Origin of the sequence: Enterobacter mori LMG 25706, from assembly GCF_000211415.1 — a bacterium.
GTDB lineage: Bacteria > Pseudomonadota > Gammaproteobacteria > Enterobacterales > Enterobacteriaceae > Enterobacter > Enterobacter mori.
In genome coordinates this window covers 135,164-155,159 of record NZ_GL890775.1, presented here as the reverse complement: position 1 = coordinate 155,159, position 19,996 = coordinate 135,164, and the positions used below count along the sequence as shown (strand labels likewise).

General features: G+C 57.5%; 14 protein-coding genes. 4 read left to right on the top strand and 10 right to left on the bottom strand.

Going from position 1 to position 19,996, the window contains the following annotated elements:
- Positions 1 to 16 precede the first annotated feature (16 nt).
- Genes yajC through queA form a run of 3 tightly spaced genes read right to left on the bottom strand, consistent with a single transcriptional unit; the run spans position 17 to position 2,625 of the window.
- Positions 17 to 349 (bottom strand): preprotein translocase subunit YajC, encoded by a 333-nt coding sequence (gene yajC / locus ENTMO_RS0105780; RefSeq protein WP_003021544.1) that lies wholly within the window; start codon positions 347 to 349, stop codon positions 17 to 19.
- Positions 350 to 371: 22 nt separating this feature from the next.
- Entirely contained in the window at positions 372 to 1,499 is a 1,128-nt protein-coding gene (tgt, locus tag ENTMO_RS0105775) for a tRNA guanosine(34) transglycosylase Tgt (protein WP_010428041.1), read from the bottom strand.
- A gap of 55 nt (positions 1,500 to 1,554) precedes the next feature.
- Complete coding sequence (gene queA / locus ENTMO_RS0105770) at positions 1,555 to 2,625, bottom strand: tRNA preQ1(34) S-adenosylmethionine ribosyltransferase-isomerase QueA (protein WP_010428039.1); 1,071 nt, start codon at positions 2,623 to 2,625, stop codon at positions 1,555 to 1,557.
- Positions 2,626 to 2,717: 92 nt separating this feature from the next.
- Here queA and acpH point away from each other — a divergent pair, with 92 nt between their 5' ends.
- Both acpH and ENTMO_RS0105760 read left to right on the top strand, forming a co-directional pair.
- Positions 2,718 to 3,299: an ACP phosphodiesterase gene (gene acpH, locus ENTMO_RS0105765; RefSeq protein ID WP_010428038.1), complete on the top strand. Its 582-nt coding sequence runs from the start codon at positions 2,718 to 2,720 to the stop codon at positions 3,297 to 3,299.
- A 251-nt stretch (positions 3,300 to 3,550) separates the two neighbouring features.
- Positions 3,551 to 4,153: a peroxiredoxin C gene (locus ENTMO_RS0105760; RefSeq protein WP_010428037.1), complete on the top strand. Its 603-nt coding sequence runs from the start codon at positions 3,551 to 3,553 to the stop codon at positions 4,151 to 4,153.
- A gap of 42 nt (positions 4,154 to 4,195) precedes the next feature.
- Here the strand turns inward: ENTMO_RS0105760 and ENTMO_RS0105755 are convergent, their stop codons facing one another.
- The 7 genes from ENTMO_RS0105755 to phoB all read right to left on the bottom strand — a co-directional run bounded on the left by ENTMO_RS0105755 (position 4,196) and on the right by phoB (position 15,454).
- Positions 4,196 to 5,581, bottom strand: coding sequence for a DUF3999 domain-containing protein (locus ENTMO_RS0105755; protein ID WP_010428036.1), 1,386 nt, complete (start codon positions 5,579 to 5,581; stop codon positions 4,196 to 4,198).
- Entirely contained in the window at positions 5,578 to 8,193 is a 2,616-nt protein-coding gene (locus tag ENTMO_RS0105750; protein WP_010428034.1) for a DUF2339 domain-containing protein, read from the bottom strand. Before ENTMO_RS0105750 ends, ENTMO_RS0105755 begins: the two co-directional genes overlap by 4 nt.
- 88 nt (positions 8,194 to 8,281) lie before the next feature.
- Positions 8,282 to 10,099, bottom strand: coding sequence for a maltodextrin glucosidase (gene malZ / locus ENTMO_RS0105745; protein ID WP_041951369.1), 1,818 nt, complete (start codon positions 10,097 to 10,099; stop codon positions 8,282 to 8,284).
- A gap of 164 nt (positions 10,100 to 10,263) precedes the next feature.
- Positions 10,264 to 11,637 (bottom strand): proline-specific permease ProY, encoded by a 1,374-nt coding sequence (gene proY, locus ENTMO_RS0105740; protein WP_010428032.1) that lies wholly within the window; start codon positions 11,635 to 11,637, stop codon positions 10,264 to 10,266.
- Between the two features lie 81 nt (positions 11,638 to 11,718).
- Positions 11,719 to 13,038: a branched-chain amino acid transporter carrier protein BrnQ gene (gene brnQ, locus ENTMO_RS0105735; protein WP_010428030.1), complete on the bottom strand. Its 1,320-nt coding sequence runs from the start codon at positions 13,036 to 13,038 to the stop codon at positions 11,719 to 11,721.
- A gap of 409 nt (positions 13,039 to 13,447) precedes the next feature.
- Positions 13,448 to 14,743 (bottom strand): phosphate regulon sensor histidine kinase PhoR, encoded by a 1,296-nt coding sequence (gene phoR, locus ENTMO_RS0105730; RefSeq protein ID WP_010428028.1) that lies wholly within the window; start codon positions 14,741 to 14,743, stop codon positions 13,448 to 13,450.
- Between the two features lie 21 nt (positions 14,744 to 14,764).
- Positions 14,765 to 15,454 (bottom strand): phosphate response regulator transcription factor PhoB, encoded by a 690-nt coding sequence (phoB, locus tag ENTMO_RS0105725; protein ID WP_010428026.1) that lies wholly within the window; start codon positions 15,452 to 15,454, stop codon positions 14,765 to 14,767.
- Between the two features lie 187 nt (positions 15,455 to 15,641).
- Here phoB and sbcD point away from each other — a divergent pair, with 187 nt between their 5' ends.
- On the top strand, positions 15,642 to 16,847 hold the full coding sequence (sbcD, locus tag ENTMO_RS0105720; RefSeq protein WP_010428024.1) for an exonuclease subunit SbcD: 1,206 nt from the start codon (positions 15,642 to 15,644) through the stop codon (positions 16,845 to 16,847).
- The gene (gene sbcC, locus ENTMO_RS0105715; RefSeq protein WP_010428023.1) at positions 16,844 to 19,975 is read left to right on the top strand and encodes an exonuclease subunit SbcC; all 3,132 of its coding nucleotides are present in this window, start codon (positions 16,844 to 16,846) and stop codon (positions 19,973 to 19,975) included. The genes sbcD and sbcC overlap by 4 nt, the downstream gene beginning before the upstream one ends.
- Positions 19,976 to 19,996 lie beyond the last annotated feature (21 nt).

Below are 19,996 nucleotides of genomic sequence, written 5' to 3'. Positions count from 1 at the left end.
TTGGGAAAAGTTGGGATTACAGCGCCTTCATGGTGCCTTTCGGCAGAACGGCAGCTACGAAGTCACGTTTGATAACCACTTCAGTGGTGTCGTTCAGCGCGATTGCAATGTAGCCGCTTTCCGCTACTTTGGTCACGCGACCGACCAGGCCACCGTTGGTCAGTACTTCATCGCCTTTCGCAATGGAGTTCATCAGGTTTTTGTGCTCTTTGGTGCGCTTCTGCTGTGGACGCAGGATCATGAAGTAGAAGATCAGACCAAACACAACCAGCATCAGAATCAGAGACATCGGGCTGCCCTGCGCTGGAGCACCTGTTGCTGCTACCGCATCAGAAATAAAAAAGCTCATTCAAATTCCCTCATTATTAAAATTAATCAACGTTCAAAGGTGGGACATCCCGGCCCTGACGTTGGTAGAAATCGGTCACGAAGCTCTCTAATTTGCCCTCTTCGATAGCCTGACGTAAACCAGCCATTAAGCGCTGATAATAACGAAGATTATGAATGGTATTGAGACGCGCGCCCAAAATCTCGTTACAACGATCGAGATGATGCAGATACGCGCGAGAATAATTGCGACAGGTATAGCAATCGCACTCGGAATCGAGCGGGCTGGTGTCACTCTTATGCTTCGCGTTACGGATTTTCACCACGCCATCGGTCACGAACAGATGACCGTTACGCGCGTTGCGGGTTGGCATAACGCAGTCGAACATATCAATGCCGCGACGAACGCCTTCAACCAGGTCTTCTGGTTTACCCACACCCATCAGGTATCGTGGTTTATCCGCCGGGATTTGCGGGCAGACATGTTCCAGAATGCGGTGCATGTCTTCCTTCGGCTCACCCACAGCCAAACCGCCGACAGCGTAGCCATCAAAACCTATCTCTACCAGACCTTTAACGGAGATATCGCGTAAATCTTCGTAAACGCTGCCCTGGATGATGCCGAACAGCGCATTTTTGTTCTGTAAGGAGTCAAAACGGTCGCGGCTGCGCTGCGCCCAGCGCAGGGACATTTCCATGGAGCGCTTGGCGTAGTCCCAGTCCGCCGGGTACGGCGTACATTCGTCAAAGATCATTACGATGTCGGAGCCGAGATCGTACTGAATCTCCATCGATTTTTCGGGATCGAGGAAAATCGGATCGCCGTTGATTGGGTTTCGGAAGTGAACGCCCTTTTCGGTGATCTTGCGGATATCGCCCAGGCTGAATACCTGGAAGCCGCCGGAGTCGGTCAGGATGGGACCTTTCCACTGCATGAAGTCATGCAGGTCGCCGTGGAGCTTCATGATCTCCTGACCCGGACGCAGCCACAGGTGGAAGGTGTTACCGAGGATAATCTGTGCGCCAGTGGCTTCAACTTCTTCCGGCGTCATCCCTTTTACGGTGCCGTACGTGCCCACAGGCATAAACGCGGGGGTTTCCACCACGCCGCGATCAAACACCAGGCGACCGCGACGCGCGCGGCCATCGGTGGTATCGAGTTCAAATTTCATTTTTATTCCTCTGTGCCAGAAAAACAGTCCAGCACATTATTCTGGTGCCGCGGACTTATTCCCCGACACGCTCATTCAAAGCCAGCGGATTGTACGTGATAAACATCGCGTCCCCGTAGCTAAAAAAGCGATATTTTTGTTCTACCGCAGACTTGTAGGCGTTCATCGTATGCTGATAACCGGCAAACGCGGAAACCAGCATAATCAGCGTCGATTCAGGCAGATGGAAGTTGGTCACCAGTGCATCAATCACTTTGTACTGATAGCCCGGGTAGATAAAGATCTGCGTATCGCCAAAGAACGGCTCGATAAGATCGCTTTTGGCGGCCTGCGCGGCGCTCTCAAGCGAACGTACGGAAGTTGTGCCCACAGCAATCACGCGGCTACCGCGGCCTTTCGCCGCCAGCACCGCATCCACAACCTCTTGCGGCACTTCGGCGTATTCAGAGTGCATGATGTGGTCTTCAATGCTGTCCACGCGCACCGGCTGGAAGGTGCCTGCACCGACGTGCAGCGTCACGAACGCCATCTCAATGCCCTTCGCGCGCAGTTTCTCCAGCAGCGGCTCATCAAAGTGCAGGCCCGCGGTTGGTGCGGCTACGGCACCCGGCTTCTGGCTGTAGACGGTCTGATACAGCTCGCGGTCGGCCTCTTCGTCCGGACGCTCAATGTACGGCGGCAGCGGCATATGGCCGATGGCGTTCAGGATATCGAGCGCCGTGCGCTCGTCGTCAAACGCCGCCTCAAACAGCGCGTCGTGACGCGCGGTCATGGTCGCTTTGATGCTCTCGTCATCGCCCAGCAGCAGTTCAGCGCCCGGCTTCGGCGCTTTGGAGGCGCGAATATGTGCCAGAATACGTTTATCATCGAGCATACGTTCGACCAGCACTTCAATCTTGCCGCCGCTGGCTTTACGGCCAAACAGGCGCGCCGGGATCACGCGGGTGTTGTTAAAGACCAGCAGATCGCCAGGGTTGAGCTTGTCGAGCAAATCGGTGAAAGTACCGTGCGTCAGCTCGCCCGTTGGCCCATCCAGTGACAGTAAGCGACAGCTGCTGCGCTCAGGCATGGGATAGTGAGCAATCAGGGATTCAGGTAGTTCAAAGGAGAAATCGGCGACGCGCATGACGTATACTCGTGACTTAAAAACAGGCGGCATAGTCTAGTGCTCACACTCTTTTGCTGCAACAACTAGCCGCCCCCGGACAAATAAAACGCATGAATTTTCTCGCTCACCTGCATCTCGCACACCTCGCTGACAGCTCCCTTTCCGGCAATTTGCTGGCCGATTTTGTACGCGGCAACCCCGCAGAAGCGTATTCCCCTGAGGTTGTCGACGGAATTTTTATGCACCGCCGCATCGACGTGCTGACCGATAACCTGCCGGAAGTGACGGAAGCCAAAGCGTGGTTTCGCCCTGAGACGCGCCGCGTTGCGCCGATCACGCTTGATGTGATGTGGGATCACTTCCTGTCGCGCCACTGGGAACAGCTGTCGCCGGAGATGCCGCTGCCCGAATTTGTGCGCTATGCCCATCAGCAGGTGTCGATTATTTTACCGGACTCACCGCCGCGATTTGTGAATCTGAATAACTACCTGTGGTCGGAACGCTGGCTGGAGCGCTACGGCGAGATGGATTTCATCCAGAACGTGCTGGACGGGATGGCGAGCCGCCGCCCGCGTCTGGATGCGCTGCGCGACTCCTGGTATGACCTGGATGAACATTACGATGCGCTGGAAACGCGTTTCTGGCAGTTTTACCCGCGCATGATGGCGCAGGCGAAAAACAAACAGCTCTAAATACACTTCATCCTTCAAGCTGACTCTGCGTTGGCTACGTCTGCTCACCCCAGTCACTTACTTCAGTAAGCTCCCGGGGATTCCCAGACTTGCCGCCTTGATGCAACTTGAATGATTTTGTGTATAAAAATGACATTGATAGGTAAAAGCTGGCGGAACGATTGTCACCACCTCTTTGTCTTATTCCCGAACACTCTCTATACTGGCCCGCGTTGCGTTCCAAATAACCTTAGTATCTACAGGAGAATCATATGGTTCTGGTAACTCGTCCGGCTCCGGATTTTACAGCTGCAGCAGTTCTGGGCAACGGGGAAATCGTTGAAAACTTCAACTTCAAACAGCACACCAACGGTAAAGCGACCGTTCTGTTCTTCTGGCCAATGGACTTCACTTTCGTTTGCCCGTCTGAGCTGATCGCGTTCGACAAACGTTATGAAGAATTCCAGAAGCGTGGCGTGGAAGTGGTTGGCGTCTCCTTCGACTCTGAATTTGTACACAACGCATGGCGTAACACCCCTGTCGAAAATGGCGGCATCGGTGCGGTGAAATACGCAATGGTTGCGGACATCAAACGCGAAATCCAGCAGGCTTACGGTATCGAACATCCGGACGCTGGCGTTGCCCTGCGTGGTTCTTTCCTGATCGACGCAAACGGCATCGTTCGTCACCAGGTTGTGAACGATCTGCCGCTGGGTCGTAACATCGACGAAATGCTGCGCATGGTTGACGCGCTGCAGTTCCACGAAGAGCACGGTGAAGTGTGCCCGGCTCAGTGGGAAAAAGGAAAAGAAGGTATGAACGCGTCTCCAGACGGCGTGGCTAAATACCTGTCCGAGAACGTATCCAGCCTGTAATCGGCACGGTTTACGACGAAGGCCCGCAAATGCGGGCTTTTTTTATGCCTTACGCTGCGTCTCTCGCCAGATGCGCCAGGCCATGCCCGCCAGCAGAATCACCCCTGCAATCAGCACGCCCCATACCAGCAGCGTGTTCATCCTGCTCTCCCGCTCGGCCGCAGAGGTGGCGGTCAGACGCTCCTCGCCGCCTAACGCGACATCATCACGAATGTCGGCCTGCGGCAGGTTCGCCATATCATAGGTCTTGCGGAGGTCGGCTGGGATCAGCATGCCGGGCTGCACGCTGGCAGGTTTTGCGGCGCCGTTGCCCCAGGCGAGCACGTACGGCGCTTTCCCCTGCGCGTTGAACACCAGATCGTAGCGGTCGCGATGTCCCGTCACGCTCGGCAGGTATGCTGGCAGACGCGCGTTCAGCGTTGTGATTTTCACTGCCTGCACAAGCCCCCCGTGAAGCGAAACCGGTGGCGACGTTTTCCCCTCCAGACGGTACAGGACCTCTTTCTTCAGGGGGTGCCACGCGTCTTTTTCCGAACTCCGCCACGCTATCTCCACGGGAAGGACGCCATCGCCATTCAGTGAGATGCTGACAGCACTCAGCGGCTGCGGGTGCGCCCAGCGCCACTGCGCTTCACTTGTCGATAACATCTTCCCTTCCCCCTCAAGATTGACCGCTTCCGGGACCGCCTGAGCAGGTGCGCTAATTGCGTTTACGCCGGTCAGGGTTATCCCCTGGCTCTGCGCGTTCAGCACCACCATGAGATAGCGATTCGCATCGGGAGATAAAACCGTATCGGTATCGATCCGATCGAGCTTAAGACGATCCTGGCCGCTGACGACGTCCAGCAAGGGCATATCCTCGCGCAGGGTATACCAGCGTTTAAGATCTTCGCTGTAATAGACCGATGCCGTTCCCTGCCACGGCGTCTGAGGGGGATTCCAGAGCAGCTGCAGCTGGGATAGAGCCATCTCCCCCGTCGCCTGCTCAGGCAGGGTCAGCAGATAATGTTGCCCGGCTGCGGCGGCTTTTTGCCCCTCGAGCACAATCTCCACGCCGCTTCCGGAACGAAGCAGGATCTTATCGCTATCACCACCGTCTCGCGCAGGCGCAAGCGGCGAGGCGTCCAGGGGAAAGAGGCGCAGCGCCGTAGATTGCACAGGCGCCTGTGGACGCGTCGCGGTGACCAGGCTGAAGGGAACCGGCTCGCCCGACTGATTAAAGACGCGGACATCGTGCAGATCCGGCGACGTGCTTTGCTCATAGACGGCCAGCGGCAGCATCACCCGATACCACCGGGAAGGAACAGATGTATCGAGTGAAAGACCAAAGGCATAGTCCTGGGGCGCTTCCGTTTGTCCCTCGTCGCAGAACGCCGGGCCGGAAAGCGCCAGCAGCGCGGTACAGGCTACCGCTTTCATCCATTTCATTTTTCATCTCCTGTTTTGGGCGGTAGCGGTGAGAAATACCCCACGATCAGAACCAGTATCGCCACGCCGATAAACGCCACCGCGCGCGACAAACCGCCTCCGCCCGCGCTGTCCACCAGCATCAGTTTAACCATTACCACGCCCAGCAGCGCGGCACCGCTAAGCCACTCCTGCCGGGAAGCCCGACGGGTGGCATGGATCATGACCACCAGCGCGCTCAGCATCCAGAACAGGGCAAAACGGGTCTGGATAAGCCGCGAATCCCACAGCGATGCCATATTCCAGGCCACATCACCGTACCAGGCCAGCGCGCGCATCAGCGCACCGTTCAGCCACCAGAAGCCAAACGCCATCATCGCGACGGCAGGCCACGGGCGGGCCTGCGAGAGCCACGCCGGGTAGTAGCGATCCACAGCCCGATAAAAGACCACCAGCCCCAGCAGCGCGAACGCCGCGCCTTCCTCAAGCGGGTTTACTAGCGGCAGCCAGGTCTGACGATAGACCACGCCGTCCTGGAAATTGGTCACCACCAGCAATACCAGCAGCGCCACGACCACGGGGATCGGTGCAAGGCAGGCATAGAGTGCAGGCCACTCCCGGAACGGCCACCCGCGACGCCTTACGGCTGCAGAGAGCCCCATAATCACCCCGCCGCCTGCAGCCATCGCTAATCCGCTGCCCCAGGCAGCCATGCCCCACGGCAACGACCGGGTAAACCAGTAAAGCTCGGCGGCCAACGCCAGTAAAATCATCCAGAACAGCGACAGATGCAGCCCCATCGCGATGCGCGGCAGGAGCCTTTTACCGTCGCGCCGCAGCAGCATCAGTGCGGCAGGAAGCGCAACGCACCAGGCGAGATTCGACCAGCCGGCGGCAACGATCTGCTGGTGCCAGAGTTGATACCCCACCATCAGCAGCATAACCGGCCACAGCAGCCATTTGCTGGCATCCAGCTCCCGCCACGCTAAACGCGCAGCCACCTGCCGCCAGCCCCAGACCGACGCCGCCGTCAGCGCCAGCACGCCCGCCAGAATCGGTAATTCCTGCGTCATCACCAGCCCCGATGCGCCCAATAGCGCCACGAGCCAGAACAGCAGCCCACCGGCAAGCAGCGCCCAACTGACCGGCATAAAGAGAGTCCGCCACAGCCAGGCCGCAGCCAGCCAGCAAAGGCTGAGGATGATGAAGATCAGCAGCAGGCTCAGCGACGAAACGCCGTTCGTTTGCGCCCACAGCGCGCTGCCGAGCGCCAGCACCAGCAGCGCCGTCCCGCTATAGCTCATGCGACGCTGATGCTGCTGCACGCCCAGCCAGAGGATACCCAGCCCTTCCAGCGCCCAGGCCATCGCCGTCCAGCGCGCCGACAGCGCCAGCGGAATCGCGAGCGTCGCGAACCCGCCGCCGATGGCCAGCGCAGCCATGACCAGCGGTCGTCCGATAGAGGGATAGCGCCGCAGCGCAAGGAACGCGAGGGTAAGATAAAATGCGCCGTATCCCAGCGCGCTCAGGGCCGGGCCATATTCCCAGTGCCGGGTCATGCCGTACTGCATTCCGAAACCGATCAGCGGCGGGGCAAACAGCAGCACGCCGTCAATAATTTGCTTCCCTTTCTCCTGCGCCCGCAGCGACAGCGCCACGCTCAGGACGCCGAATATCAGCGTATTGGCAATCAGGAACAGCTGGCAGACCCAGTAGTTTTCAGGCTGGTAGTCATTCAGCCCCCACAGGCCGCCCACGCCGAACGTAAACAGCAGCCCGAGCAGATTCAGCTCGCGCCAGTGCTGCCAGATGCTGATAACGAGAATCCCGATAGAAAGCAGAAGATAGAAAGAGAACAGCGCGACAAAGCTGCCGCCCCCGGTGGACAACAGCAGCGGCGCAAGATACCCGCCGAGGCTCGCCAGCATGGCGAGACTCAGCGCCTTCTGCAGCACCGCCAGCCCGACGCTCGCCGCGCATATCACCACCAGAAGCGCAAAGGCCAGCGTCATCGGCAGCATTTGCCAGAGCCGGAATGCGCCAAACACCGTCAGGTAGAGCACGCCGGTAGCCCCGCCCTGGAGGATCAGCGCATAGACACGCTGCCTGTGCCGCAGCCGCCACCCAACCGCCAGCAGAACGATGGCAAATAGCGCCGTTGCCACGAGGCGCAGCTCAAGCGGGAACAGGGAATGTTCAACGGTATAGCGCAGCAGGAATGAAAGACCGAGGAAGAGCAGCAAGATCCCAAGTTTCGCCAGCGGATTACCCTGCATGAACCAGCGCACCAGCGACGTTAGTATGCCGCCAAAGGCAGAAGGCTGTTTTGCCGCAGGCGCCGGGGCGGGAGCGGGTTTTGCCACGGCAGCGGGAGTATCGGGGCGCCAGGGGTCGACAGGCGCGGGAGCGTCCTCAACCACCGGCGCGGTCACAGCCACCGGTGCGGTGGCTTGCACCGGCTCCGGCGCGCTTTCAGGCACGCCGCGCTGCTCTAGCGCCTCAATGCGCTGGCGTAGCCGGGCGATCTCCTGGCGCGCCGCCGTGCTGCGATTAAAACCTATAACCGCCAGCACGGGTGCCACCACCAGCGCAAAAACCAGGAACAAACAGCCAAGGATGTAAAGCTCGTCCATGTTTCCACCTTCACCGTAAACGATCCGTTAAGATTGACACAAATAGTTGCATTTGCGCCATCTTAAAAGGTGGAAACATTAACAGCGCTTAGCTGCCGAACCAGATCGTCGCGGATACCGCAGGCAGCACCAGCACGCCGTCCTGTATCGTCGCCTTGCCCTCTTTAATTTTCCACGTCGCCACCTTCAGCAGCGGTGAATCATCGAGCACCACTTCGCAGGCCTCGCCCCGGTTGATGGCGATCAGCACGCGTTGCTGGTTATAGACGCGGGCAAACACCGCCACGTTATCGTGCGCATAGACCACCTGACAGCCACCGTAGCGCAGAGCCTGATTCTGTTTACGCAGCTTCGCCAGCCGCTGATACAGGCTGAACAGCACCTTGTCCTGTTTCGCCGGCTCCCACGGGAAGGTTTTGCGGCAGAACGGATCGTTGTTGCCGTCCAGCCCCACTTCGTCGCCGTAATAAATACACGGCACCCCAGGCCAGGTAAAGAGCCAGGTCACCGCCAGCGGCAGACGCGCCACATCCTTGCCGAGCAGGGATTTAAAGCGCGCGGTGTCGTGGCTATCGAGCTGGTTAAACATCCGCAGCTGCTGCTGATGAGACAGACCGGCGCGATAGTTCTCCATCCACGCCATGCAGGTTTCAGCGTCTATATGGTTCGGATCGTAGGAGATATCGGTGTTAGCGAGGAATCCCCACAGCGGGAAGGTGAAGCCGCGATAGTTCATTGCCGCATCTTCCGCATCGTTCTGCAGCCACTGGCGCGCGTCGCCAAAGTGCTCGCCGAAGACAAACGCTTCAGGCTGGGCCGCTTTTGCCGAGCGCGTGATCCCCGCGACGTGCTGAAGGTTGTTCCGCGCGCCGCCCGCTTCACCGAGCATATGCACCACGTCCAGACGCCAGCCGTCCATGGTCCACGGCGCTTTCAGCCAGTGGCGGACGATGCTGTCTTCGCCGCCGTATATTTCATTCACGAGCGTTGGCGACTGGAAATCCAGCTTCGGCAGGCTGGCGTAACCCAGCCAGTCCAGGGCGCGTCCATCTTCGCTAAAGCTGTACCAGTCGCGCTGCGGCGAGTCCGGGTTATGACATGCCCCGCCCATCGACTGATTATGGCGGTCAAACCAGGCGTGTGAATCTCCGCTGTGGTTGAACACGCCGTCCAGGATCAGGCGCATGCCTTCATTTTGGGTGTTCTTACGCAGGCGCAGCAGCGCCTCGTCACCGCCAAACTGTTCGTCAACGTGGCGATAATCCTGCGTATCGTATTTGTGCACGCTTGGGGCTTTAAACACCGGGTTCAGGTAGAGCGCCGTCACGCCAAGCTTTTTCAGGTACGGCAGTTTTTCGCTGATACCGTCGAGATCGCCGCCGTAAAAGGTCGAGCCGCCAGCCTGCGCCGTCACCGGGTCATCCCACGCTTTCATAATGACGTCGTGACCCGCCGCGTGGTGGTAATAAACCTTATCCTGCTGTGCGGTGCGCTTTTCGCTGCGCGCAAAGCGGTCCGGGAAAATCTGGTAAAAGACCTGATCGTTAACCCACTGCGGGCCATTATCCGGGTAATCGACCGCAAACTGCTCCAGCCGTGCGGGCGGGAAACGACTAAACCCCTGCGGGGTAAACCACAGCTGACGGTTGTTCCACAACAGTTTGAAGCTGTAACGGCGACGCGGCTGTCCGCTACTCAGGTCGATATTCGCTCGCCACGCCGTGATCCCCGGCTGCGGCTGGCTGCGCAGCTTGTGCATTTTCAGCCCGGTCTCTTCGTTATCTATTTCGGCGCGGAGCGTCACGCGTTCAGGCTGGTTTTCCCCCGCCAGCCAGAGCGTAATCACAAGGTTGTCTTTGTTTTGCTTAACAAATGGGGCAACCGGTAGGTGCCAGGCGTTTAACATCACGAATCCCCTTTGATGAAATTGACGTCACCTTGCCACAGGGTGGTTAAGGATAGCTCATCACGATCGGGATTATTGGGGGAGGAGAAAGGAGGAGGAGATTTTTTTCCGGGGCAAAAGGGAGTGTAGGCCGGGTAAGCGCAGCGCCACCCGGCATTTTTACCTTACTGTGCTTCCGCCAGCTGACGGTCGCGGCGGCATTTGAACATCCAGCCCACCAGCAGTAGAACAATCCACGCGAAGCCCACGTACAGGGAAATACGGGTGTCCGGGTGGTAGCCAATCAGGCCAATGATAAACACCAGGAAGATCAGCCCAACGACGGTGGTTGCCACCCCGCCCGGTACTTTGAACTTCAGCGCTTTCGTCTCATCCGGCGACAGACGACGGCGGAACGCAATCTGCGACAGCAGGATCATGATCCACACCCACACCGTCGCGAAAGTCGCCAGCGATGCAATCACCAGGAAGACATTTTCCGGCATGATGTAGTTCAGGTAAACCGAGAACAGCAGCGCCACGGTCATGACCACGACGGTCACCCACGGCGTGCCGCGGCGTGAGGTTTTGGCGAACACCTTCGGCGCACTGCCCTGTTCCGCCATGCCGTGCAGCATACGGCCCACGCCAAAGACGTCGCTGTTGATCGCGGAAAGCGACGCGGTCAGTACTACAAAGTTGAGAATGCTGGCGGCAAAGGCGATGCCCATGTGCTGGAAGGTCAGAACAAATGGGCTGCCGTTGGTGCCTACCTGGTTCCACGGGTAAATGGACATGATCACAAACAGCGTACCCACATAGAACACCAGAATACGCATCGGCACCGAGTTGATGGCGCGCGGAATGGATTTCTCCGGGTCTTTCGCTTCACCAGCGGGAATACCGATTATCTCGATACCGCCGTAGGCAAACATGACCATCTGGAGCGACATCACCATGCCGAGCCAGCCGTTACTGAAGAAGCCGCCGTTGCTCCACAAGTTATGGATACCGGTCGGCTGGCCGCCGTTACCAATACCCCAGATGATGATGCCGAAACCGGCGAGGATCATGATGATAATGGTCGCGACTTTAAAGAAGGAGAACCAGAACTCCAGCTCACCAAACACCTTCACGCTCATCAGGTTGACGGCGCAGATGATCAGCACCACGCTCAGCACCCATATCCAGTGCGGCACCGCCGGGAACCAGACGCCCATATAAATGCCAAACGCGGTCACGTCGGCAATCGCCACAATCAGGATTTCAAAGCAGTAGGTCCAGCCGGTGATAAACCCGGCCAGCGGGCCTAAGTTTTCCTGCGCGTAGCGCGAGAAGGAGCTGGCTGACGGGTTGTGAACCGACATCTCACCCAGCGCGCGCATGATGATATAGGCCGCCACGCCGCCGATGATGTACGCCAGCAGAACGCTGGGACCGGCCATTTTAATGGCATCTGCCGAGCCATAAAAAAGACCGGTGCCGATAGCCGAGCCCAGCGCCATAAAGCGGATGTGGCGCGTGCTCAATCCACGTTTAAGTTTGTTAGTGCTTTCCATTTAAATCTTGCCATTCAACACGAAAAAAACAAAAAACCACGGGGCCTTAAGCCCCGTGGTTAAACAGTTTGTTGCCGTTGATTAATGGGCGTTCGATGCGACCTGACGCCCTGCAGCACGGTCCCAGATAATCGCCAGAACCAGTGCAACAACGGTAGGCATCAGCCAGGCCAGGCCTTGCTCAGACAGCGGCAGACGCTGTGTCCATGCAGGCAGGATGTCTGCGAAAGCTGATGCTTTAATCCCGTCAAGGATACCAAAAATCAGGCTGATAAACATGGCTGGCGCGATAATTCGCGACGAGTTGTTCCACCACGGGCGAGTAAAGCTCAGCACCACCAGCACGATACACGGCGGATAAATCGCCGTCAGTACCGGAATAGAGACCTGAATCAGGTGGCTCAGACCGAGGTTGGACACCGCCATAGAGAAGATGCCGAGGATAAACACCAGGGTGCGGTAAGAGAGCGGCAGATACTGTGCAAAGAACTCTGCGCAGGCACAGGTCAGGCCAACCGCCGTCACCAGACACGCCAGGAAAATAAGCGCCGCCAGCAGCATGCTGCCCGCACCACCGAAGGTGTGCTGAACGTAAGCGTGCAGGATAGCTGCACCGTTGGCGTTCTGATCGACCAGCATGGCGCTGTCGGAACCCAGGCGGAACAGTGCCAGATACAGCAGCGTCAGACCCACACCGGCCATCAGGCCAGCCCAGATGGTATAGCGAGTCAGCAGGCGCGCTTCAGTCACGCCGCGGGAACGCGCGGCATTGACGATAACGATACCAAACACCATCGCGCCCAGCGTATCCATCGTCAGATAGCCGTTTACAAAGCCGTTGGAGAACGCAGCATTTTTATAGGCGTCCATCGCGTCGCTAATCGGGCCTGCAGGCCAGACGATAGCGGCTACCGCCAGCACGATCAGGGCCACAATTTTCAGCGGCGCCAGGAAGTTACCCACGGTATCCAGCAATTTGCCCGGGTAGAGGGAAACCAGAATCACAATCGCGAAGTAGATCAGGCTGTAGATAAACAGCGGCATCGCGCCGTCACCCGTCAGCGGAGCAATCCCCACTTCAAAGGAAACGGTCGCCGTACGCGGGGTCGCAAACAGCGGACCAACGGCCAGATAGCAGACGGTCGCCAGCAGAACGCCAGCCACTTTGCCAATCGGGGTGCTGAGGCTGTCCACGCCGCCACCGACTTTCGCCAGCGCGACAACGGTGAGAACCGGTAGACCCACGGCAGTAATCAGGAAGCCAAACGCAGCTGTCCAGACGTGTTCACCCGCCTGTAAGCCAACCATTGGAGGGAAAATGATGTTACCTGCGCCAACGAACAGCGCAAATGTCATAAAGCCCAGCGCGATGATGTCACGCGATTTTAAGTGATGGGTCATAAAACCTTACTGCCTGTGGATGTGGTGTTGAAAACGTTGAGATTTTCGCTATCCCTGTCGGGACGATACAGCGGAAAATTTGCTCAATTTCAGCGGGAAATGCTCCCGTCCTGGCGTGGAGAAGAATAGTTTTTCGATTTACCACGCAAATACAGTCGGTCTGACAGTATCTGGGGGGCAATTTAAACGCTTATAACGTTTAAAGGCAAGGAGGGATCGTAAAACCAGAACAATATGCCAGCATGAAAAAACAGACCAGCACAATGCACTAATTATAAGAAAAACCCATGGCTAATCATGCGAACAAAAAAGCATCAACCGTATAATATTCACTCGCGTTTCGCTTGACAGCAAAGCAAACGGGCCAGCAAATGCTGGCCCGTGGAAAGGTAAAATGACACGCCTGCCGTCAGGCGATCTTTTTGGCAATTAATCGTTCCGGAATAACAAAGCTGAAGCGGGTTCCTTTACCCAGCGTACTCTGAATATCAAGACGGCTTTCATGATGATTCACCGCGTGTTTCACAATCGCCAGCCCCAGGCCGCTTCCCCCGGTCTGCCGCGAGCGCGCTTTATCCACACGGTAGAATCGCTCGGTCAGACGCGGTATGTGCTCAGGGGCAATCCCCGGCCCGTTGTCCTCAACGCTAAACTCAGCGCCCGCGGTAACACGCTGCCAGCGCACCACGATATGGGTCCCTTCCGGCGTATGATTCACCGCGTTATACACCAGGTTGGAGATGGCGCTGCGCAGTTCATCTTCACTGCCGAGCACCTTCAGGGTACTGTCGACCTCAAAGCTAATGTGATGTTTTTTATGGCTTAACGTTTGCGCTTCCCGCTCCACCACCCGCAGCATCATCGGCACATCGATGGTGTCATTCAGTGCCAGTGAAGGCGCGGCTTCAATCTTCGAGAGCGTCAGCAGCTGCTTGACCAGGCCTTCCATACGGTGCGTTTGCTCGCGCATGGTGTGCAGCGCTTTTTCACGCGGCGCACCTTCGAGCGTTTGCTCCTGCATCATCTCCAGGTAGCCCTGAAGCACGGTCAACGGGGTGCGTAATTCGTGGCTCACGTTCGCGAAGAAGTTGCGTCTCGCCCCTTCCAGCTGGTGCATCTGGGTGACATCCCGCGCCACCATCAGCCACTGCCGATCGCTGTAAGGCATCACGCGGATTTCCAGATGACGCCCGTTGTTGAGCCTCAGATTGTGCGGCCCCGTAAAATCACGCTTTTTCAGATACAGCGTGAACTCCGGATAACGCAGCAGGTTAAGGATATTTTGCCCATTATCGTCCGGCCAGCGCAGGCCCAGCAGCTGTTGCGCCAGACCGTTACACCAGAAAATGGTGCCTTCTTCAGTGGTCAGAATGACGGCATCCGGCAGCGACTCTGCGCCGCTGCGAAAGCGTTTGATTAAGCTTCCCAGCTCGCGACGACGTTTTTTATTACGCATCTGCATCTGGTGCAGGCCATACAGCAGCGGTTCCCAGCTGCCGCTTCCCGGCGGAGGGGTCATGCTTCTGTCTACCCACAGCCACCAGGAGAGGCGCAGTAAGTTCCAGAAATGCCAGACGAGTAACCCGGTCACTGCCGCCAGCAAAAACCACGGCAGATGCCCAACGATGGCCCCCAAAATGAAGGCCGGAATACAGCATAAGATCAGTTCAAAGACGAGCCTTTTCCATGACAGACGTTCCAGCACGCGTCACACTCCTGTCACTGTTCAGAAACGGGTCGAAAAACGATAACCCGTACCGCGGACCGTCTGCACCATGCGATCGTGACCGCTCAGCTCCAGCGCTTTACGCAGGCGGCGAATATGCACATCAACCGTCCGGTCTTCCACATACACGTTAGTTCCCCAGACGTTATTCAGCAACTGCTCGCGACTGTAGACACGTTCCGGGTGGGTCATAAAGAAGTGCAAGAGTTTGAATTCGGTAGGCCCCATGTCGAGGGGATTTTCGCCCGTCATCACGCGGTGTGAGGTGGGGTCAAGGCTCAGGCCCTGCATCTCAATCACCTCTTCTACCGCCATCGGCGAAATGCGGCGCATAACGGCTTTGATACGAGCAACCAGTTCTTTGGGGGAGAACGGCTTGGTGATGTAATCGTCCGCGCCGGTTTCCAGACCGCGCACGCGATCCTCTTCTTCACCGCGCGCAGTCAGCATGACCACCGGAATATCGCGGGTCATCGCTTCACGTTTAAGATGTTTGATAAACTGCAGTCCAGAGCCGCCAGGCAACATCCAGTCAAGCAGAATCAGATCGGGCCAGGGTTCATTCAGCTGGTTCACCGCGCTGTCATAATCTTCCGCTTCAACCGGCTGGAAGCCATTTTGTTCGAGCACGAAGCACACCATTTCACGAATTGGAGCTTCATCTTCTACGACCAGAATACGTCTCGCCATACTTTGCCCTGTCTTATCTTATTTAAGTTACAAGTTTGTAATGCGGCGTCATTATGCGTCAGATTTATGACAGATTTATGAAAAACATTACCACCATAAATGGCAAACTGTTGTTTTATTACAGCGGTTATTTTCCATCCCCTGAGCGTTTATAATCGCCATCAACTCTTTTCGCCACGGATCAGCTATGCGCATACTTCACACTTCAGACTGGCATCTGGGTCAAAACTTTTACAGCAAAAGCCGGGCGGCGGAACACGAAGCCTTCCTGAACTGGCTGCTGGAGACGGCACAATCGCATGACGTCGATGCGATTATTGTCGCGGGTGACATCTTCGATACCGGTTCCCCACCGAGCTATGCGCGTGAGCTCTATAACCGTTTCGTGGTGAATCTGCAGCAGACCGGCTGCCATCTGGTGATTGTCGCCGGAAACCACGATTCTGTGGCCACGCTGAATGAATCCCGCGATATTCTGGCGTTTCTCAATACCACCGTGGTGGCCAGCGCCGGACATGCCCCGCAGATCCTGAAAAAACGTGACGGCACGCCGGGTGCCGTGCTGTGCCCCATTCCGTTTTTGCGCCCGCGCGATATCGTACAAAGCCAGGCGGGACTTTCCGGCGGCGAAAAGCAACAGCATTTATTACAGGCTATCACTGATTATTATCACCAGCAGCATACCGATGCCTGCGCCTTGCGCGGCGAAGCGGCAATCCCGGTGATTGCGACCGGGCATCTCACCACCGTTGGTGCCAGTAAAAGTGACGCCGTACGTGACATCTATATCGGCACGCTGGATGCCTTCCCGGCGCAGAACTTCCCGCCTGCCGACTACATCGCGCTCGGGCACATTCACCGCGCGCAGATCGTCGGCGGCTGCGAGCATATCCGCTATTGCGGCTCGCCCATTTCACTCAGCTTCGATGAAACAGGCAAAGCCAAATCCGTGCATCTGGTCAGTTTTACCGACGGAAAACTCAGCGCTGTCGAGACGCTGGACGTGCCCGTCACCCAGCCGCTGGCGGTGCTAAAAGGCGATCTGGCGGCCATCACTGAACAGCTTGAGCAGTGGCGTGGTGTCGAGCAGGTTCCGCCCGTCTGGCTGGATATCGAAATCACCACCGATGACTACCTGCATGATATGCAAAGAAAAATTCAGGTGCTGACGGAGGATCTGCCCGTCGAGGTCTTACTGGTTCGCCGCAGCCGGGAGCAGCGCGAGAAAATTCTGTCAGGTGCGCAGCGTGAAACGCTCAGTGAACTGCGGGTCGAAGAGGTGTTTGAGCGCCGGTTGTCTCAGGAAGAGATTGACGACGCGAAGCGAGTAAGGCTCAACGAGCTGTTCACGCATACCCTGCATGCGCTTAACGATGAGGGAGAAAATGCATGAAAATTCTCAGCCTGCGCCTGAAAAACCTGAACTCGCTCAAGGGCGAGTGGAAAATCGACTTTACCGCTGAGCCGTTTGCCAGCAATGGGCTGTTTGCCATTACCGGTGCCACCGGTGCCGGGAAAACCACCCTGCTCGACGCCATCTGCCTGGCGCTTTACCACGAAACGCCACGACTGCAAAAGGTCTCTCAGGCGCAAAACGACCTGATGACGCGCGACACCGCCGAGTGCCTGGCGGAAGTGGAGTTCGAGGTAAAGGGCATCGCCTATCGCGCGTTCTGGAGCCAGAACCGTGCGCGCAATCAGCCTGACGGGAACCTGCAGGCCCCGCGCGTGGAGCTGGCACGCTGCGAGGACGGAAAAATCCTTGCCGACAAAGTGACGGATAAACTGGAACAAACGGCAGCACTTACCGGGCTGGACTACGGCCGTTTTACCCGCTCGATGCTGCTCTCTCAGGGACAGTTTGCCGCCTTCCTGAATGCCAAACCGAGCGATCGCGCGGAGCTACTCGAGGAACTTACCGGCACCGAGATCTACGGCCAGATTTCCGCCATGGTGTTTGAAAAACACAAAGCCGCGCGCAATGCGCTTGAGATGTGCGAAGCGCAAGCGGCGGGCGTTGTCCTGTTGAGTGAAGAACAGCAGCAGCAGTTGCAGCAAAGTTTGCAGGCACTTACTGACGAAGAGAAAACCCTGCTGGCGCAGCAGCAGAACCATCAGAAAGAATTTCAGTGGCTTACGCGCAGCGAAGAGCTTATCCGCGAACAGCAGCGCGCCGCGACCTTACAGCAGCAGACGCAACAGGCGCTGACTGATGCAGCCCCCGATCTGGCAAAGCTCCAGCTCGCGCAACCCGCGTCCCAGCTCCGCCCGCTGTGGGAACATCAGCAAGAACAGGCATCACGCCTGGCGCAAACAAAGCAGCGTATTGTTGAAGTAAATACTCGCTTACTGGAAAAAACCGCCTTGCGCTCGCGGATCCGCAACGGCGCTTTGCATACTCATACGCAGCTTCAGACAGAACTGGCGGCACTGGCACAGTGGCTGACAGACCACGATCGGTACCGCCTGTGGGGCCAGGAGATTGCAGGCTGGCGGGCTCACTTCTCTCAGCTAAATCGCGATAAAAATCAGCTGACTACGCTTGCTGCGCGCATCACTGAATTACGCCATAAGCTGACGGGTCTGCCAGAAAGTTCTCTCACGCTGACGGCTGACGAGGTCGCAATGGCGATGGAGCAACGGGCGCAAACCCGGTCTGCGCGCCAGCGCCTGACCGCTCTCCATGCCCGCTATCAACCGCTGCAAAAACGTCAGCGTCAGAACGCCGAAAGCGTCCAAAAAGCACAGACCGGGCTGGTCGCGCTTAACGAAACGCTGGCACAGCGCCGCCAGCAGTATAAAGAAAAAAACCAGCACTATCTGGACGTTGAAACACTCTGCAGGCAGGAAGAGAAAATCAAAAGCCTTGAGGCGGAGCGTGCTCAACTCCAGGCCGGGCTATCTTGCCCGCTGTGCGGCTCCACTACCCATCCGGCCGTGACGGCATACCAGGCGCTGGAACTCAGTGAAAATCAACGCCGCCGCGATCAGTTAGCTAAAGAGGTCGCCGCACTTAAAGACGAAGGTTTGTTAGTTCTCGGCCAGGTTAACGCCCTGTCACAGCAGATCCAACGCGAGACAGACGAAGCGCAGGCGCTCTCTCAGGAAGAGCAAGCGCTCACTAAAGAGTGGCTGGAAGTGTGTGCTTCTCTGAATATTACGCTGAATATTCAGGAGGATATTGCCCCCTGGATGAGCGAGCAGGAGCACTACGAGCAGCAGCTTTATCAGCTCAGCCAGCGTTTGACCCTACAAACCCAGCTTAGCGAGCAGGAAGAACAGGAACGTCAGTACCAGCAACAGCTGGCGGCGACGCGTCAGGCAGTGGAAACGTCCCTGCATACGCTGTCGCTGGGTATTCCGGATGCAGGCACTGAATCCGTCTGGCTCGCCTCACGTGAAAGCGAATACGCGCAGTGGCAGGAGAAACAGACCCAGCATGGCGCGACGCTGGAACGTATTAACGCCCTGACGCCGCTGCTCGATACCCTTCCGGCAACGGAGGCCACTGAAGCCGAAACGGCGATCCCCGCGAACTGGCGCGAAATTCATGACGAATGCGTGTCGCTGCAAAGTCAGCTTACCGCGCAGCAACAGCAGGAGGCGCTGGAGAACGAACGTTTGCAGCAGTCACAGGCGCAATTCGCCACGGCACTGGCGGAAAGTTGTTTTGAGGATCAAGACGCGTTCCTTTCTGCGCTGCTGGATGCCGACACCGTTCGACGACTTGAGCAGCTAAAGCAGACGCTGGAAAACCAGGTACAGCAGGCGACAGCGCTCTCCGCGCAAGCGACCCGGCAGCGAGAGGACCATCAGGCGCTGCGTCCGGAAGGGCTGGACGCCGATGTTCAAACATTACAAACGCAATTGCAGCAACTGGCACATCAACTTCGTGAGAACACTACGCATCAGGGTGAGATCCGCCAGCAGCTCAAGCAGGACAGCGATAACCGTCTGCACCAGCAGGCGCTTATGCAGCAAATAGAAGAGGCCGCGCGCCTGGCGGACGACTGGGGCTATCTGAACTCCCTGATTGGCTCCAGCACCGGCGACCGATTCCGTAAATTCGCTCAGGGGCTGACGCTGGATAATCTGGTCTGGCTCGCTAATCAACAGCTTAATCGCCTGCACGGACGCTATCTGCTTCAGCGGAAAGTCAGCGATGCGCTGGAGCTGGAAGTGGTCGATACCTGGCAGGCGGACGCGGTGCGCGATACCCGTACGCTCTCGGGCGGCGAAAGCTTCCTGGTGAGCCTGGCGCTGGCCCTGGCGCTGTCGGATTTAGTGAGTCACAAGACGCGGATCGATTCCCTGTTCCTCGACGAAGGATTCGGCACGCTGGACAGCGAAACGTTGGATACCGCGCTGGATGCGCTCGACGCGCTGAACGCCACCGGCAAAACCATCGGCGTGATCAGCCACGTTGAAGCGATGAAAGAGCGCATTCCGGTGCAGATCAAGGTGAAGAAGATTAACGGGCTGGGGTATAGCAGGCTGGATAAGGTGTTTGCGGTGGAATAAATGGGGGGCGGTGCGGTCTGG

Bases quoted from the DNA above. Each gene is read 5' to 3' on its own strand.
- yajC (WP_003021544.1), bottom strand. From the start codon at position 349: ATGAGCTTTTTTATTTCTGATGCGGTAGCAGCAACAGGTGCTCCAGCG.
- tgt (WP_010428041.1), bottom strand. From the start codon at position 1,499: ATGAAATTTGAACTCGATACCACCGATGGCCGCGCGCGTCGCGGTCGC.
- queA (WP_010428039.1), bottom strand. From the start codon at position 2,625: ATGCGCGTCGCCGATTTCTCCTTTGAACTACCTGAATCCCTGATTGCT.
- acpH (WP_010428038.1), top strand. From the start codon at position 2,718: ATGAATTTTCTCGCTCACCTGCATCTCGCACACCTCGCTGACAGCTCC.
- ENTMO_RS0105760 (WP_010428037.1), top strand. From the start codon at position 3,551: ATGGTTCTGGTAACTCGTCCGGCTCCGGATTTTACAGCTGCAGCAGTT.
- ENTMO_RS0105755 (WP_010428036.1), bottom strand. From the start codon at position 5,581: ATGAAATGGATGAAAGCGGTAGCCTGTACCGCGCTGCTGGCGCTTTCC.
- ENTMO_RS0105750 (WP_010428034.1), bottom strand. From the start codon at position 8,193: ATGGACGAGCTTTACATCCTTGGCTGTTTGTTCCTGGTTTTTGCGCTG.
- malZ (WP_041951369.1), bottom strand. From the start codon at position 10,099: ATGTTAAACGCCTGGCACCTACCGGTTGCCCCATTTGTTAAGCAAAAC.
- proY (WP_010428032.1), bottom strand. From the start codon at position 11,637: ATGGAAAGCACTAACAAACTTAAACGTGGATTGAGCACGCGCCACATC.
- brnQ (WP_010428030.1), bottom strand. From the start codon at position 13,038: ATGACCCATCACTTAAAATCGCGTGACATCATCGCGCTGGGCTTTATG.
- phoB (WP_010428026.1), bottom strand. From the start codon at position 15,454: ATGGCGAGACGTATTCTGGTCGTAGAAGATGAAGCTCCAATTCGTGAA.
- sbcD (WP_010428024.1), top strand. From the start codon at position 15,642: ATGCGCATACTTCACACTTCAGACTGGCATCTGGGTCAAAACTTTTAC.
- sbcC (WP_010428023.1), top strand. From the start codon at position 16,844: ATGAAAATTCTCAGCCTGCGCCTGAAAAACCTGAACTCGCTCAAGGGC.